At 60.9% G+C, this 15,353-nt stretch carries 11 protein-coding genes; 6 read left to right on the forward strand and 5 right to left on the reverse strand.

Features of this window, described 5'->3' with window-relative positions:
* Positions 1 to 35 precede the first annotated feature (35 nt).
* Positions 36 to 1,256 carry a helix-turn-helix domain-containing protein gene (locus tag BGE01nite_RS24600; protein ID WP_146854752.1) on the forward strand — a complete coding sequence of 407 codons (1,221 nt, stop codon included), beginning with the start codon at positions 36 to 38 and terminating at the stop codon, positions 1,254 to 1,256.
* Positions 1,257 to 1,269: 13 nt separating this feature from the next.
* Positions 1,270 to 1,911: a Vgb family protein gene (locus BGE01nite_RS24605; protein WP_146854754.1), complete on the forward strand. Its 642-nt coding sequence runs from the start codon at positions 1,270 to 1,272 to the stop codon at positions 1,909 to 1,911.
* A gap of 144 nt (positions 1,912 to 2,055) precedes the next feature.
* Here BGE01nite_RS24605 and BGE01nite_RS24610 read toward each other — a convergent pair whose 3' ends face one another.
* The 3 genes from BGE01nite_RS24610 to BGE01nite_RS24620 all read right to left on the reverse strand — a co-directional run bounded on the left by BGE01nite_RS24610 (position 2,056) and on the right by BGE01nite_RS24620 (position 5,298).
* Positions 2,056 to 3,234 carry a glycoside hydrolase family protein gene (locus BGE01nite_RS24610; protein ID WP_146854756.1) on the reverse strand — a complete coding sequence of 393 codons (1,179 nt, stop codon included), beginning with the start codon at positions 3,232 to 3,234 and terminating at the stop codon, positions 2,056 to 2,058.
* Between the two features lie 336 nt (positions 3,235 to 3,570).
* The gene (locus BGE01nite_RS24615) at positions 3,571 to 4,284 is read right to left on the reverse strand and encodes a hypothetical protein (protein WP_146854758.1); all 714 of its coding nucleotides are present in this window, start codon (positions 4,282 to 4,284) and stop codon (positions 3,571 to 3,573) included.
* 111 nt (positions 4,285 to 4,395) lie between these two features.
* Positions 4,396 to 5,298, reverse strand: coding sequence for a LysR family transcriptional regulator (locus tag BGE01nite_RS24620; RefSeq protein ID WP_146854795.1), 903 nt, complete (start codon positions 5,296 to 5,298; stop codon positions 4,396 to 4,398).
* 154 nt (positions 5,299 to 5,452) lie between these two features.
* Here BGE01nite_RS24620 and katG point away from each other — a divergent pair, with 154 nt between their 5' ends.
* Positions 5,453 to 7,750, forward strand: a complete 2,298-nt coding sequence (katG, locus tag BGE01nite_RS24625; protein ID WP_146854760.1) for a catalase/peroxidase HPI — start codon at positions 5,453 to 5,455, stop codon at positions 7,748 to 7,750.
* Positions 7,751 to 8,100: 350 nt separating this feature from the next.
* Positions 8,101 to 9,501, forward strand: a complete 1,401-nt coding sequence (gene fumC / locus BGE01nite_RS24630) for a class II fumarate hydratase (RefSeq protein ID WP_146854762.1) — start codon at positions 8,101 to 8,103, stop codon at positions 9,499 to 9,501.
* Here fumC and BGE01nite_RS24635 read toward each other — a convergent pair.
* Complete coding sequence (locus BGE01nite_RS24635; protein WP_146854764.1) at positions 9,446 to 10,237, reverse strand: leucine-rich repeat domain-containing protein; 792 nt, start codon at positions 10,235 to 10,237, stop codon at positions 9,446 to 9,448. The genes fumC and BGE01nite_RS24635 overlap by 56 nt on opposite strands.
* 102 nt (positions 10,238 to 10,339) lie before the next feature.
* Here BGE01nite_RS24635 and BGE01nite_RS24640 point away from each other — a divergent pair, with 102 nt between their 5' ends.
* Both BGE01nite_RS24640 and BGE01nite_RS24645 read left to right on the forward strand, forming a co-directional pair.
* Complete coding sequence (locus BGE01nite_RS24640; RefSeq protein ID WP_146854766.1) at positions 10,340 to 11,602, forward strand: PQQ-binding-like beta-propeller repeat protein; 1,263 nt, start codon at positions 10,340 to 10,342, stop codon at positions 11,600 to 11,602.
* A 76-nt stretch (positions 11,603 to 11,678) separates the two neighbouring features.
* On the forward strand, positions 11,679 to 13,343 hold the full coding sequence (locus tag BGE01nite_RS24645) for an ABC1 kinase family protein (protein WP_146854768.1): 1,665 nt from the start codon (positions 11,679 to 11,681) through the stop codon (positions 13,341 to 13,343).
* A 660-nt stretch (positions 13,344 to 14,003) separates the two neighbouring features.
* Here the strand turns inward: BGE01nite_RS24645 and BGE01nite_RS24650 are convergent.
* Positions 14,004 to 15,281 carry a hypothetical protein gene (locus tag BGE01nite_RS24650; protein ID WP_146854770.1) on the reverse strand — a complete coding sequence of 426 codons (1,278 nt, stop codon included), beginning with the start codon at positions 15,279 to 15,281 and terminating at the stop codon, positions 14,004 to 14,006.
* Between the last annotated feature and the right edge of the window lie 72 nt (positions 15,282 to 15,353).

Here is a 15,353-nt window from a genome sequence, read left to right on the forward strand (position 1 = left end):
TGTGAGTGACAACGGTGGCGCGATTTTCACTCTGCATGGACTCACTCATTTCCGCGGCTGCCTCCGCCCTCGCTGCGGGAGATCCGCTGCGCGCGCTGAACTGCGTGGCGCTGCGTGAGGAGGCACCTGCGCTGGCGCTGCGCGGTATTGCGCTGGCGCAGCTCGGGGATCTGGCGCAGGCGCAAGGGCTGCTCAAACGAGCGGCGCGTGCCTTTGGTGTGAAGCAGCCGGTGGCACATGCGCGCTGTGTGCTGGCGCAGGCGGAGATTGCCTTTGTGTCACGGGAGCTGGGCTGGCCGGTGAAGGAGCTCGAGGCAGCCCGGGTGACCCTGGAGAAGCATGGAGATGCCTTGAATGCGATTCACGCGGTGCATCTTCAGACGAGACGATGTCTTTTGTTAGGCGAGATGGGCGCGGCGGAGAAGATGCTGGGTGCCATCGATGCCTCGCCACTGCCGCCGGCGCGGAGGGCGGCGCATGAGCTGATTGTGGCGGGCATCTTTATGCAGCGGCTGCGCACGGAGAGTGCCCGCACTGCTTTTGCGCGGGCCCGGGAGGCTGCGCAGCGTTCACGCATTCCCGCTTTGAGAGCAGAGGTGGAGGCTGCGGCGTTGCGCCTGGACACACCCGCCGCGCGTCACATCACCCGGGGCAGGGAAAGGCTGGTCCAGATTGATGAGGTGGAAAGTTTGTTAGGCTCCGGAGCCTTGGTGGTGGATGCGTGCCGGCGTGTGGTGAGGCGCGGGAAGATGGTGGTGCCGCTGACGACGCGGCCTGTGCTGTTTGCTCTTGTGCGTGCTCTGGCGGAGGCTTGGCCGGGGGATGTGTCCCGCACCGCGCTTCTGCGTGCTGCTTTTGAAGCAAAGAAGGTGGATGAGTCTCATCGCGCGCGGTTGCGGGTGGAGATCGGCAGGCTGCGGCAGTTGCTGAAGCCGATGGCGGATGTGCAGGCGACCATGCTGGGGTTTGTGTTGCAGCCCCGTGACAAGGCCGAGGTCAGCGTGCTGTCCTGGCCGGTGGAGGAGGAGCACGGCGCGGTGCTGGCCTTTCTGGCGGATGGCGAGGCCTGGTCCAGCTCCGCGCTGGCGTTGGCCCTTGGGATCAGTCAGCGCACGGTGCAGCGGTCGCTGGATGCGCTGGCTGAGGATGGCAAGGTGCAGTGGTTTGGCCGTGCTCGTGCGCGGCGCTGGACGTCATCCGCGGTTCCTGGATTCACGACAATCATGTTACTCCCCACGGTGCTGCCGAGCCGTTAGTATGGTCTCACCTATGAAAACCCCAACATCCCCTGCTGATATTGTTCGCGAGTTCGGTCCCTTTCCCGGCAACCCCCGAGTCCACGGTGTGACTTATGATGGCGAGGTCGTGTGGTGGGCGTCTGACAACCGGCTGAATGCCTTTGATCCGGACAGCGGCGAGATCGTGCGCTTTCTGGAGGTGCCTGCTCATTCCGGCACGGCGTATGACGGCCGTCATCTCTACCAGCTCTCCGAGGGGCGCATTCAAAAGATCAATCCTGGAACCGGTGAGATTCTCTCCACGATCCCTGCGCCGAGTGAGGACGACAACTCGGGAATGGCATGGGCGGAGGGCAGTCTTTGGGTGGGGCAGGCGGATGGGAAGAAGATCCATCAGCTGGATCCTAAAGACGGCGCCATTTTGCGCACGATCCAGTCCAATCGTGTCGTCACTGGTGTGACCTGGGTGGACGGCGAGCTGTGGCACGGCACGTGGGAAGATGAGAGTGAGATCCGCCACATTGACCCGCAGAGCGGTGAGGTGCTGGAGAGTCTAACGATGCCTGAAGGCGTGGGGGTGTCGGGTCTTGAGTCGGATGGCAAAGATCGTTTCTTCTGCGGTGGTGGCAGCAGTGGGAAGCTGCGGGTGGTGAAGAGGCCGAAGCGGGGCTGAGGTAATGCAGCCGAGGAGTCGAGTGCCGGCCTTTCAGGCCTTTGGGGCGTGAAATTCTCAAGAGTTCCATTTTCCCAGGGCGTTGCCCTGGGCTGAGGAGTTTCGCCTCTTCGAGGCTCCAAGCACGTTGTTAGATGCTCTACGTCACTTTGGCCCGCTCCAATGGGCGGTGCCGATGGCGTAGTACATGTGGGCCCAGCTGGGGTTCTTGGGGTTGGAGCCGGGGATGGGGCCCTGGCGGGCGCCATACCAGAGACGATAGCTGCCGTCCGGGAGCTTCATGATGGTCTGGCTGGTGGTGAAGTTGGATTCCCAGTCATTCTTCTGGTTAGGTGTGAAGACGGGGTTGCCCTCGAACTTTTTCCAGCTGAGTCCGTCAGTGCTCACGGCGAGGCCAATGGCGGTGCGATGCTGGGTTTCCCAGAAGGTGCCGTAGAGGGCGATGTAGATGCCATCCTGCTTGAAGACCGAGGGGTAGACGATGGAGGGGAGGATGACGAGATCTCCACCTGCACCTTCCCATTTTTGCTCCTTGGGCTGGATCGCAGGCTTTGCATTCACGGTCCACTTGAGGCCGTCCGGGCTTTCGGCGTAGCGCATGACCCATGGGCGCCTGCCCACATCGGTGAACCACATTTTATAGGTCTCGCCTTCCTTCATGAGGTAAGGGGCATAGGCGTTCTCAAGCAAGGGCTCGGACGGAGATGACCAATGGATGCCGTCTTCGCTGATGGCGCGATGGACGATATGCTTGTAGTTCCCGGGCATGTCTGCGGCGGTGAAGTACATGACGAGTTTACCGTTCTCGCGCAGAACCGATCCATCCGGATGGCGGAGGAAATTCGGAGTCAGGAGGCCGCGACGGTCATCGCCGAAAGTGAGGACGGGATTCTTCTCGTATTTGGTGAAGTGGATGCCGTCCTTGCTGCGAGCGAGGCCGATCTTGTAGATGCGGTCCTTGTGCTCGTTGGCGCGGATTTTCTTCTTCTGTTCGTCGCTGAGATCGGTCGCGGGCTTGTAGAGGCCTTTAGCGATGACGTCATTCGTGGAGCCCATGTAATACAGCGAGTATTCGCCGTTTTCATAGATGACGCTGGGTGAGAGGATGTGTGTGTCATCGAACTCACCTTTCTCGCCGATGATGAAGACAGGCTGGTCACTGTCGCGCTGCCAGTCCATGGGCTGGAGCCATTTGGCGAAGCCGGGAGGTGTTGGGTCCTGAGCGTATGACAACGGCGGCAGAGCCAGCGTGAAGGCGGTCAAAAGCCTAACAGCAATTGTCGTGGCATACGGCAAGAAGATCCGGGCAGACAGCGGGTGCATGCCGCGAGGCTATCACGACGAGCGTTGGACTCAATACCTAACCGAGGGGCTTTAGAGAGGCTCGTGCAACAGGGTGACATCAGGCCGCTTCTCCTGAAGGCGCTGGATCGGGGGAGAAGCGGGGACCCATTGAAAGATGCGGAACCCGTTCCGGGTTCGCGCTTTGAGATGAGGACGGCTGGCTCATCACCAGGGTAGGCTCGCTAAGGCTCGCCAATCCTTCGCTATGATGCGGAAGGCCTTTGGCCTTCCAACCCACGTTTGAATGGCAATACAACATGCGACTCGTTCCTTAAGTCACTCCGTTGTGCGAGCCTCCATGAAGAGGGCCTCCCGTTACTGGACGTTCGCCGACACGGGCACTGAGAATGCGGTGTTGCCGTTGGTGGTTTCGATCACGAAGGACTGGAGGGTGACGGGGCCCTGCGTCTCCGGAGTCCAGCTACCTGCAAAAGTGGCAAGGCTCTGCCAGTACAGCGGCACGGTGGCCACCACGGTGCCGCTGGCATTGGTGACCACGGCCTGGACGTTGAAATTGCCGCCGGGCCAGTAGTCGTTGTCGATTTTGCAGCCGCACATCATGTAGACGTTGGCCTGGATGGTGGTGGGCTGGCCGGTGGTCAGGGCAGCAGGCGTGATCATGTTTGTCAGCAGTCCGGGAACGACGACCACCACGGCCGCTGTGCCGCTGAGCGTGAGCCCCGGCCATACGACCTGCTGGTTGCTCGCGGTGGCCATGAGCGTACCATTGTGGAAGACGTTGACGGTGAAGGTCAGCTGGACCGGTGCCGGTGGCTCGAATGAGAAGGTGTAGGAATAGGCATCGGTCGGATTCACCGGTGTGCCCCAGGGCACGCTCTGCATGATGTCCTGCGTGACGCCGGAGCCATCGCCGCCGTCGACATTTCCCTGGGTGATGGGGGCATCCTGCACGCCTGCGATGATGTTCCCGTAGTCATCCGTGACGGTGAGCCGGGCCACGCCGTCCTGGCCCTGGCCGATGAATTTGCCGCCCCAGGCGATGGCGCGGACGGTGATGGAAGTGAGCATATTTAGTTAGGTGTGTGAAAGGCAAAGTCCTGTGCGGAGAGCTGGCACACACTTAAATACCCTGCCGAAGGCCGACCGTTATGCTCTATTTTATGAAGAGATTGAAAGGGTTCACTTCTTCGTGGTGCTCGCGTGAAGATGACGCGCATGGTTGCGGATGTGCTTCATGAGGGCGGCCATGGCCTGGCTTTGATAGCGGGAGGCGTTCCACATCATGGCGACGGTGCGGACGGGCTTTTCACCTTTGAAGGAACGGTAGACACGCTGGTCGCTCAGGTCCAGGCGGCGCGCCATTTCAGGGACGATGGAGACGCCGTGATCGAGCGACACCAGCTCCTGCACGGTGGCGAGCTGGCTGGTGCGCTCCACCGTCACGGGCTGCACGGACTGGCGACGGCAGAAGCTGGCGATGTTTTCCGAGAGGCAGTGGGCTTCATTCAGCATGACGAAGGGATAGTTTCCTGCCTCCTGCATGGTGGGAGAGGCGGACTTCGCCAAGGCATGACCGACGGGAACGACGAGGCGGAGCTCTTCATCAAAGAGTGGCTCGACTTCGAGATGCTTCGCGATGATGGGCAGGGCGACGATGGCGAGGTCGATCTCACCCTGGCTGCAGCGCTTGATGAGCATCTCGGTGGTGTCCTCCTGCACGATGACGGAGATCTGCGGATGCTTCGCGGCAAAGCCGCCTAACAAACCAGGTAGAAAATAGGGCGCGATGGTGGGGATGGCAGCGAGGCGGATGCGACTGCGCTGGCCTGCCTCGGAAAGCTCGGAGAAGGTGTCTTCGACGAGTTTGAGGATGGATTTGGCGCGCTCCAGCAGAAGCTCGCCGAGGTCCGTGAGCACGACTTCACGGGGCTTGCGCTCAAAGAGCGGCTGGCCGAGCTGGTCTTCGAGTTTTTGAATGGAGCGGCTGAGCGCGGACTGGGAGAGATTTAGCTCCGTGGCGGCACGGGTGAAGTTCTTCGTGCGGGCCAGAGCGATGAATTGCTCGAGCGATTGGAAGTTCAGATCTGTCCTCATAGGGCTATCTTAGCAATGCGTACAGCGCATCGCAAGGATACATACAATGCATTGGATGCATGGATTAAATCTTGCCAGAGGTTGCCTGTGCCACGGACCACCCAATCCAAGTCCGCCACTCAACCCACTGAATCCTACTGCCATGAAATCGCCCACATTCACGGGGTGGCTTGCCTCCTCAGCCATCATTCCCGTCCTGCTGGCCTCCGCCCAGGACGGTGGTTCCCCGAAAACGAACCCGATCGACCAATGTCCTGTGATGGGCAAGCCGGCGAGTGCTGCGCGACACACGGCAGCGGGAGCGATGTCGAACCACGACTGGTGGCCTAACCAGTTAAATCTCAAGATTCTTCACCAGAACTCGCCCAAGGGAAATCCGATGGGGGCTGAGTTTGATTATGTGGAGGAGTTCAAGAAGCTGGATCTCGAGGCGCTGAAGAAGGATCTGCGTGATCTGATGACGACCTCCCAGGACTGGTGGCCGGCCGACTACGGGAACTATGGGCCGCTTTTCATCCGCATGGCCTGGCATAGCGCGGGGACGTATCGCGTGAGTGATGGGCGGGGTGGTGCTGGGTATGGCACGCAGCGCTTTGCCCCGCTCAACAGCTGGCCGGACAATGCGAACCTGGACAAGGCGCGGCGCCTGCTGTGGCCGATCAAGCAGAAGTATGGAAACAAGATTTCCTGGGCGGATCTCATGATTCTCACGGGCAACATGGCGCTCGAATCCATGGGCTTCAAGACGCTCGGCTTTGCCGGAGGTCGCGCGGATGTGTGGGAGCCGCAGGAAGACATCTACTGGGGGCCGGAGAGCACCTGGCTGGGTGACAAGCGCTATCAAGGTGAGCGCGAGCTTGAGAAGCCTCTCGCCGCTGTGCAGATGGGCCTCATCTATGTGAACCCGGAAGGCCCGAATGGGAATCCCGACCCGCTGGCTGCCGCGAAGGATATCCGCGAGACTTTTGGCCGCATGGCGATGAATGACGAGGAGACCGTGGCGCTGATTGCCGGTGGTCACACTTTTGGTAAGGCGCATGGTGCCGCCGATGCGAAGAACGTGGGTGCTGATCCTGAAGGCGCAGGCCTGGAAGAGCAGGGCATGGGCTGGAAGAACAAGCACGGCAAGGGCAATGGCGGAGACACCATCACCAGCGGCCTGGAAGGTGCCTGGACGAGCGCGCCTGCGCGGTGGTCGCACATGTATCTCTCAAACCTCTATGCCTATGAGTGGGAGCTGACGAAGAGCCCGGCGGGTGCGAAGCAGTGGGTGCCGAAGGACGGGGCAGGGAAGGGCACGGTGCCGGATGCGCATGATCCGAAGAAGGGTCACGCGCCGATCATGTTCACCACCGACCTGGCGCTGAAGATGGATCCTGCGTATGCCAAGATCACCAAGCGCTTCTTTGAGAACCCGAAGGAGTTTGAGGTGGCCTTTGCCAAGGCCTGGTTCAAGCTGACGCATCGTGACATGGGACCGATGGCCCGCTATGTGGGTGCGGATGTGCCGAAGGAGAAGTTCACCTGGCAGGACCCGGTGCCTGCGGTGGACTATGAACTGGTGAACGAACAGGACATCGCGGCGCTGAAGACGAAGATCCTTGGCTCTGGTCTGACGACCTCGGAACTTGTTTCCACGGCCTGGGCTTCGGCGGCTTCCTTCCGTGGTAGTGACAAGCGCGGTGGTGCCAATGGTGCGCGCATCCGCCTGGCTCCGATGAAGGACTGGGAGGTGAACAATCCTGCGCAGACGGCGAAGGTGCTGGCGGCGCTGGAGAAGATCCAGAAGGAATTTAATGGCGCCAAGGCCGGTGGTAAAAAGATCTCCATCGCGGATCTCATTGTGCTCGGTGGCAGTGCCGCCGTGGAAGCGGCGGCCAGCAAGGGTGGGCATGAGGTGAAGGTGGTCTTCACGCCAGGCCGCACGGATGCCACGCAGGAGATGACGGATGTCACCTCTGTGGCCTTCCTGGAGCCGAAACATGACGGCTTCCGCAACTACCTGGGGCATGAGCTTGACCGCCCCGCACCGGAGAATCTGGTGGACCGCGCTCAACTGCTCACGCTCTCCGCTCCGGAGATGACGGCGCTGGTGGGCGGCCTGCGTGTGCTGGGCACGAACACGGGTCATCCTGACCTGGGTGTGCTGACCAAGAATCGTGGTGCCCTAACCAATGATTTCTTCGTGAACCTGCTGGACATGAGCACGGAGTGGAAGGTCTCGCCGAAGTGCGAGCACTTCTACGAGGGTGTGGACCGCAAGAGCGGGCAGGCGAAGTGGATGGCCACGTCTGTGGACCTGGTGTTCGGGTCGAACTCGCAGCTCCGCTCGATCGCGGAAGTGTATGCGAGTGACGATGCGAAGGCGAAGTTCGTGAACGATTTTGTCTCTGCCTGGACCAAGGTGATGAACCTGGACCGGTTTGATTTGAAGAGCTGAGATTTGAAGAGTTGAAGCATCCCCCCGCTGCTCTTCATGCAGCCCGTGCCGGTCATCTTGTGGCCGGTGCGGGCTGTTTTGTTTTCGATGTGGGAGCGGAGAGGTTGTGGGTGTTGTCGCTGACTTCTCGCGCACCTGCCGGTGCGCATGGTCAAACAACTGAACGTGGCGATTTTATCCGGTGGTTCTCGCTCGCCAAGCCTCGCTTCACCACCGGCTAATTTCTCTCGAGCCTCCGGCTCGCCGGAATGGCTGATCAATTTCAGCTGTTCGTAGTGGATGCGGGATTTTGTAGAAGAGTGTCATGGGTGTGCTTTGACTCGAAGGCACTTGTGGACATGCTGGGAGCTATGAGCACGACTTCTGTTCCGACCCGCACTGAGACTGATACGATGGGAGCCATTGAAGTGGCGCAGACGGCTTACTGGGGGGCGCAGACGCAGCGTTCGCTGAAGTATTTCGCCATCGGCAAGGATGTGATGCCGCGCGCGGTGATCCGTGCGATGGGGGTGCTGAAGAAGGCGTGTGCGATGGTGAATTGTGATCTCGGGAAACTGGCTGCTGACAAGAAGGAGCTGATCTGCCGCTCTGCGGATGAGGTGATCGAGGGGAAGCTGGACGCGCATTTTCCGCTGCGCATCTGGCAGACGGGTTCTGGCACGCAGAGCAACATGAACTCCAACGAGGTCATCTCCAACCGCGCGATCGAGATGGCGGGTGGGGTGATGGGCAGCAAGGCGCCGGTGCATCCGAATGACCACGTCAACATGTCGCAGAGCAGCAATGATACTTTCCCAACGGCGATGCATATCGCCGCGGTGGAGGAGGTGACGCACCGGCTGATTCCTGCGGCGAAATATTTCCGCGAGGCTCTGGAGAGGAAGCGCGTGGAGTTCAATGACATCGTGAAGATCGGCCGCACGCATCTGCAGGATGCGACGCCGGTCACGTTTGGGCAGGAGTTCGGTGGTTATGTGAGTCTCATTGATCGTGATGTGGTGCGGCTTGAGGAGACGCTGGTGGGATTGCGTGATCTGGCGATCGGTGGCACGGCGGTGGGCACGGGGCTGAACTCGCATCCGGAGTTTGCTGAACGTGCGGCAGCGACCATTGCGGAGCTCACGGGGCTGGCTTTCAAGAGCCACCCGAACAAGTTTGCGGCACTGAGCGCGCATGATGAGTTTGTGTATGCGAGCGGTGCGCTGAAGACCCTGGCGGCGAGTTTGATGAAGATCGCCAATGACATCCGCTGGCTGGGCTCAGGTCCACGTTGTGGGCTGGGCGAGCTGTCGCTGCCGGAGAACGAGCCGGGCTCCTCCATCATGCCTGGGAAGGTGAACCCCACGCAGAGCGAGGCGATGACGATGGTGGCGGTGCAGGTGATGGGCAATGACGCGGCGATCGGCTTTGCGGCGAGCCAGGGGAATTTTGAATTGAATGTCTTCAACCCGGTGATGATCCATAATTTCCTGCACAGCGCGGATCTCCTTACCGGCACGCTGCGCAGCTTTGCGGACTACTGCCTCGATGGCCTGAAGGTGAATCGTGAGAAGGTGGACAGCTATGTGGGCAACAGCTTGATGCTGGTCACCGCGCTCAATCAGCACATTGGTTATGACAAGGCGGCTGCCATTGCCAAACTGGGGCACAAGGAAGGTCTCACGCTCCGTGATGCCGCGGTGAAGAGCGGGCATCTCACGGGGGAGGAGTTTGACCTGTGGGTGGATGCGGAGCGGATGACGCGAGCCTAACCAGTGATTCGGGAATGGTTTCGACTGGTGTCCAGGCGCACAGGAGGGTCTCGAGGGCAGGGAGGGTGATGAGAGGCTCCAGGTCGGTGACCTGGGTCTGGGTGAGGTCCAGCTTTCTCAGCGCGGGCAGGCCGCTCAGCGGAGCCACGGTGGTGACTGGGGTGTGATAGCAGAGCAGCACCTGCAGGGCGGGATGATCCTGCAATGGGGCGAGGTCTGCCACCTTCGTATGACTGAGGTCGAGATGACGCAGGGCACTGAGGCGGGCCAGCGGACGGATGTCTGAAAGGAAGGTGTAGGAGGCATCCAGCACCTCCAGATAAGTCAGGCTGGCGAGGGGTGCGAGATCCTCCACGGATGTCCATGAGAGGTCCAGGACGCGAAGCTGGGGGAGGCTTTCGAGACCTGCGAGATCATCCCAGGCGCTGCCATCTCCGCGTGCTCCGGCGAGGGAGAGGATCTGCAGATTGGGCAGACGATTCCAGAGTTCACGCGCCGCTGCGGGAGGCAGGGTATTGGGCGCATAGGGGATGCCGGGCGAGGCGGGGTGGAAGCCGTTGGCGGCGTCTGTCCAGCCGACGCCGAGATTCAGGCAGGAGAGGTGATTCAATTCCCACAGTTCGTTAGGCCACTCGGTGAGGCCGAGGTCACCGAGATCCAATGTTCCGGTGCGCCGTTCCTGCTCCCGCAAGATGCGGGCGCGGGCGATGGCAGATCCTTCGGGGGCAGAGGGCATGGCATGTCTTCGTGGCTCCCATGAGGCCTGGCAAGTCTTCACCCGAGGAGACCGGCCTAGAATTGGCACAAGGTCGGCAGGTTTCCGCACGTTCTAAGCTGCATGAAACGCACACTCCTCCTGCTCGGTGCTCTCGGATCCTTCATGGCCTCTTCCTGCCCTGCGGCGAACTGGCCCATGTGGCGCGGCCCGAGCGGGGACGGGACCACCACGGAATCTGGTTTGCCGGAAAAGTGGAGCCAGACGGACAATGTGGTGTGGAAGGTGGCGCTGCCGGATCGCGGGAACTCGACGCCGGTGGTGTGGGGTGACAAGGTGCTGGTGACGCAGGCGGTGGAGAAGGCGGGGCAGAGGCTGCTGCTGTGTTTTGATCGCAAGGATGGCAAGCAACTCTGGGAGGCGGGCACGACCTACAAGGAGCCGGAGCTGACCCATGCCACGAACCCCTACTGCGCGGCATCACCGGCCACGAACGGAACGCAGATCGTGGTGTTCTTTGCCAGTGCCGGTGTTTTTTGTTATGACTTCGAAGGCAAGGAGCTGTGGAAGCGCACGGACCTGGGCAAGCAGCATCACATCTGGGGAAACGGCACCTCGCCGGTGATTGCCGGAGACCGGGTGTTTTTGAACTTCGGGCCCGGCGAGAAGACCACTCTGTATGCCTTTGATCTCAAGACAGGCAAGACGCTCTGGGAGCATAATGAACCCGGTGGTGCCTCGGGTGAAGGCGCGGAGAAAAAGTGGCTCGGTTCATGGGCGGACCCGCTGTTCCGGAAGATCGATGATCATTATGAGGTCATCCTCAGTTATCCGGGGCGCGTGGCGGGTTTTGATCCTCTGAGTGGGAAGCAGCTGTGGACCTGTGATGGATTGAATGCGCTGGTTTATAACTCACCGCTGCTGGCACCGGACAACACGGTGATCGCTTACGGCGGGTATGGCGGCATGGGTGTGGCGGTGAAGGCCGGTGGCAAGGGGGACGTGACCGAAAAGCGTCTCTGGCATCTGCCGAAGGTGAGCCAGCGCATCGGCAGCGGGGTGATCAAAGACGGCTATCACTACATCCTCAGTGATGGGGGCATCGTGGAGTGTCGTGATCTGAAAACGGGTGAGATGATCTACAACGAACGTCTCAAAGGTCCGGGACCCACAGGACAGAACTGGTCATCACTGGTGCTCAGCGCGGATGGCAAATGCTACGCGGCGAATCAGGGTGGCGACTGCTTTGTCTTCAAGGCCAGCCCGACGTTTGAGCTGCTCTCCACGAACTCCCTGGGTGAGAAGATCATCGGCTCCATCGCTGTCAGTGACGGGCAGCTTTTCATCCGCGGGTATAAGAACCTGTGGTGCATCGGCAAGAAGTGAGCCGACGATGGATGAGCGCGGTTTTCAGCATGTGCGAGTCCTTCGACAGGCGTGAGGTCTTGTGTATGGTGTGCGCATGAAGATTGATGCCATCGCGCGTTTGGAACGTCATGCGAAGCGTCTCGGCGAGATCGCCGCGGTGCTGGGGAAGTATGGGCTGGCGGACATGTTCGGCGGGTTTGACTATCCCTGGCTGAACAACCGGCTGCGCAGCGCGGACGGGCAGGTGCTCGCGGATGTGTCCACCGCAGCGAAGGTGAGGCTGGCGCTCACGGAGCTGGGGACCACGGGCATCAAGCTGGGGCAGATGCTGAGCACGCGCGCGGATCTCATCGGCCCTGAGATGACCGCAGAGCTTGCGGAATTGCAGGCGAATGTGCCCGCTGAACCGGCGGAGACAGCGCGGCAGATTTTGCAGACGGATCTGGGGCGGCCGGTGGAGGAGTTGTTTGCGGAGTTTGAGGACACGCCGCTGGCGGCGGCCTCCATCGCGCAGGTGCACTGTGCACGGCTGCATAGTGGGGAGCGTGTGGTGGTGAAGGTGCGGCGCAGCGGCATCGAGGCAAAGGTGGGCACGGATCTGGAGATCGTGCAGGCACTGGCGGAGCTGCTGGAAAAGCACTCGCCTTCGCTGCGTCCGTATCAACCCGTGGCCGTGGTGCGCCAGTTCCGCCGCACGCTGCTGCGGGAGATGGATTTTACGTATGAGAAGCGGAACCTGGAGGAGTTCGCGCGCCATTTCGCGGCCGAGCCGGATGTGCACATCCCCACGGTGTATCCTGATCTGTGCTCGCATCAGATCATCACCATGGAGCGGCTGAATGGCGTGCCTGGCAATGATGTGGCGGCGCTGAAACTCTCTGGCGAGGACCTCACCGAATTCGCCCGGCGCGGTGCGAACATGTATCTGGAGATGGTTTTCCGCGATGGCTTCTACCATGCGGACCCGCATCCGGGAAACCTCGTGCTGATGCCCGGCAGTGTGGTGGGTGTGATCGACTGCGGACAGGTGGGCCGCATCGATGACGAGCTGCGTGACGAAGTGGAGGCGCTGCTGCTGGCCATCGTGGAGAACGACTCTGGCCAGGTCACCGAACAAGTTTTGCGTTTAGGGGCTGTGCCTTCTGATTTTCCCCGTGAGCGGCTGCGTGCGGATCTGGATGATTTCATGGCGGACTATGTGGGGCATCCGCTGCGTGACATCAATGTGGGCGGTGCCTTGTCATCACTCATCGAGATCGTCCGGCGCTATCACATCACCTTGCCGCCGCCGCTCGCGGTGCTTTTGAAGACGCTCATCGTGCTGGAGGGCACGAGCCGCCGCTTCAGCCCCGAGGTGAGCCTGGCGGAGCTCATGCAGCCCTTCTGCCAGCGCATGGTGATGCGGCGGCTTTCCCCCTCACGTCTGCTGCGCCGGGCGCGGCGGACCTATCGCGACTGGGACCGGCTGATCACGCTGCTGCCGCGTGATCTCGCGGATCTGCTGGCGCGGTTTCGTGACGGCACCCTGACGGTGCATCTGGATCACCGGCACCTGGACCCCATCGTGAACCGACTGGTGCTGGGCGTGCTTACTGCGGCCATCTTCCTGGGATCATCCCAGCTTTGGAGCAACCAGGCGCAGCCTGTGCTTTTTGGCGTGTCCATTTTCGGTGCTTTTGGTTATGTCGTGAGTTTGTTTCTGGGCTGGCGGCTGCTTCGGGCCATCCGGAAGTCGGGGAATATCAACTCGAAGGATTGAGGGACAGATGATGGAGGGGGAGTCAGGTTCGCAAGGCCCTGAGCTCTACCCATGACCATGTATTTGCAGGCTTCTCGCGCCGCCTTCGGGGCGCGTGGCTGATCAGGGCGGTGTTGTGATGTGTTCCGGTGGTTCTCGCTGCACCGCTCCGCGGTTTCGCTTCACCACCGGCTAATGTCTTGCGAGCCTCCGGCTCGCGATTCCCCCCCCAGCAATGACTTATGAGCAAAGCTCATTCCAAGGCCGTCGCATTCCACTTCTGCAAAGCTTCTCGTTAGGCCTTCCAGAGCGCCGGAGGGCCCTGAGTTTTACCCATAAGTCGATGAGGCAGACCTTCGCTGGCCAAGTAGCGCTGTGGAGCGCGGACTTCAGTCCGCAGCGGATCATTCGCTGTCATAGGTGCCCTGTGACTGGTGATGTCTTCAAGACGAAGACGTGGGCTCGAAGGACACGAGCACGGATGAAGGAGATCACCAGGGCGTTCGACCTGCTGCGGACTGAAGTCCGCGCTCCTTGGACGCCGCGGCCTGCGGCATCCTAGTGTGTTGTCCCGCTTTGTCAGGGACGGCCAAACGTCCTCGTCGACGTCATAGTTATGGGTGACGCTCAGGGATGGCCGGCGCAGTCCAGGACGCTTCGCGACTATCGCAGATCAGTTGCTCACTCATTTTCCAGCAGCTTGATGCGCCACCAGGCGGACTCCAGGGGGAAGAACTGGCTCAGATAGACGCGGCTGACGTCATAATGCGTGATGACCTTCTCGATCGCCGTGCGCTGGGACATGACATACTCGCGGTCTGGACACAGCGTGACCACCCAGGCGGCGAAGCAGGGTTCGCGCAGGTAGTCTTTCTCGATGTGCATGCGCGGTGAGGCGGCGTGCTGCAGCTTCAGGCCTGCCAGGGCAACCTGCACCGATTCCAGCTCGCTCGTCTGTGGCTTCCAGGCAGCGTTCATCATGCGCCAGTCGACGTTGAAGACTTCGGTGCCGTTCACATCGAACTCGGAGATGAGTCCCAGGCTCTTGGCGGAGAGCTCGGCGCTGTGTCGCAAGCCTTCGGCATAGACGGCTTTTAGGGCTGCATCGGTCTCCATCTCCCACAAGGCGCGCAGGCAGATCACGCCTTCAGATCCTGTCCAGGAATGACGTGGACCCTGACCTGGATCAAAGACCATGCCCTCGCGGCAGAAGTCGATGCGCGGGCGCTGGGACTTGCCCACCTTTTCGTTCGCGGCATCGACGTAGCGCTTTTGCCAGGATTCATCCCCCGTGAAGGCATGCATGGCTTTCATCACAAAGAGCAGCCTCGGCGCGCCTTCCCAGGTCGGCTTGTTGAGATCTCCGCGATACTTCGAAGGCGGGCCGTCCGCGGGCATCTTCCAGCCGTTGGCATCCAGCACGGTGATCTGCGCGATGAAGCGGGCGATGAGATCCTTCTTCTCTGCCTCATCCCTGGCCAAACCATCTTTGATATAGCGCCAGATGCCATAGAGCCACGGTGTCGTCTGGTCATTCGATCCCATGCTGTAGGTGGTCTTGCCGTCTGTGGCGATGCCGCGAGCGATGAAGCCGGGTGTCTTGCCGATGGTGGAGACCTTGATGAGTCCTTCGATCATGCGTCTAGCCTTCGCACGATCTTCCTCGCTCTTCGTGATCGTCCAGCGGCTGCACAGCGCATCTAGATACAGGCCGTTGAACATGGGCCCGTCCTCATTCGGCACGCCCCAGCTCAGAGCGCTCGGCTTCATCTCGCGGCAATCTTCGGGCGTGGGTCGCACGATCTCTCCCTTCAGTCCGACGTAGTCGAGGATGAGGTGGTGCTCATCAACAAACCTGCGCCAGAGCTCGTCATGCGCTTTTTGAACTGCTTCTTCGGGTGCGTCAGCCGCGAGGGCGGCGGTGGCGATGCAGAGAAAGAGAAGAGGGCGCAAAATCATGATTCGGATCGGTAGGAAATCTTGTGGGCGGCACGCTGACATGCTTCCAGCCTGCACACGGCATCCAGCCTG

Source organism: Prosthecobacter gellanilyticus (assembly GCF_007992435.1).
Taxonomy (GTDB): Bacteria; Verrucomicrobiota; Verrucomicrobiia; order Verrucomicrobiales; family Verrucomicrobiaceae; genus Prosthecobacter; species Prosthecobacter gellanilyticus.

Coding starts and splice junctions, on each gene's coding strand:
- fumC (WP_146854762.1), top strand. CDS start 8,101: ATGAGCACGACTTCTGTTCCGACCCGCACTGAGACTGATACGATGGGA.
- BGE01nite_RS24600 (WP_146854752.1), top strand. CDS start 36: ATGGACTCACTCATTTCCGCGGCTGCCTCCGCCCTCGCTGCGGGAGAT.
- BGE01nite_RS24650 (WP_146854770.1), bottom strand. CDS start 15,281: ATGATTTTGCGCCCTCTTCTCTTTCTCTGCATCGCCACCGCCGCCCTC.
- BGE01nite_RS24635 (WP_146854764.1), bottom strand. CDS start 10,237: ATGCCCTCTGCCCCCGAAGGATCTGCCATCGCCCGCGCCCGCATCTTG.
- katG (WP_146854760.1), top strand. CDS start 5,453: ATGAAATCGCCCACATTCACGGGGTGGCTTGCCTCCTCAGCCATCATT.
- BGE01nite_RS24615 (WP_146854758.1), bottom strand. CDS start 4,284: ATGCTCACTTCCATCACCGTCCGCGCCATCGCCTGGGGCGGCAAATTC.
- BGE01nite_RS24645 (WP_146854768.1), top strand. CDS start 11,679: ATGAAGATTGATGCCATCGCGCGTTTGGAACGTCATGCGAAGCGTCTC.
- BGE01nite_RS24605 (WP_146854754.1), top strand. CDS start 1,270: ATGAAAACCCCAACATCCCCTGCTGATATTGTTCGCGAGTTCGGTCCC.
- BGE01nite_RS24640 (WP_146854766.1), top strand. CDS start 10,340: ATGAAACGCACACTCCTCCTGCTCGGTGCTCTCGGATCCTTCATGGCC.
- BGE01nite_RS24610 (WP_146854756.1), bottom strand. CDS start 3,234: ATGCACCCGCTGTCTGCCCGGATCTTCTTGCCGTATGCCACGACAATT.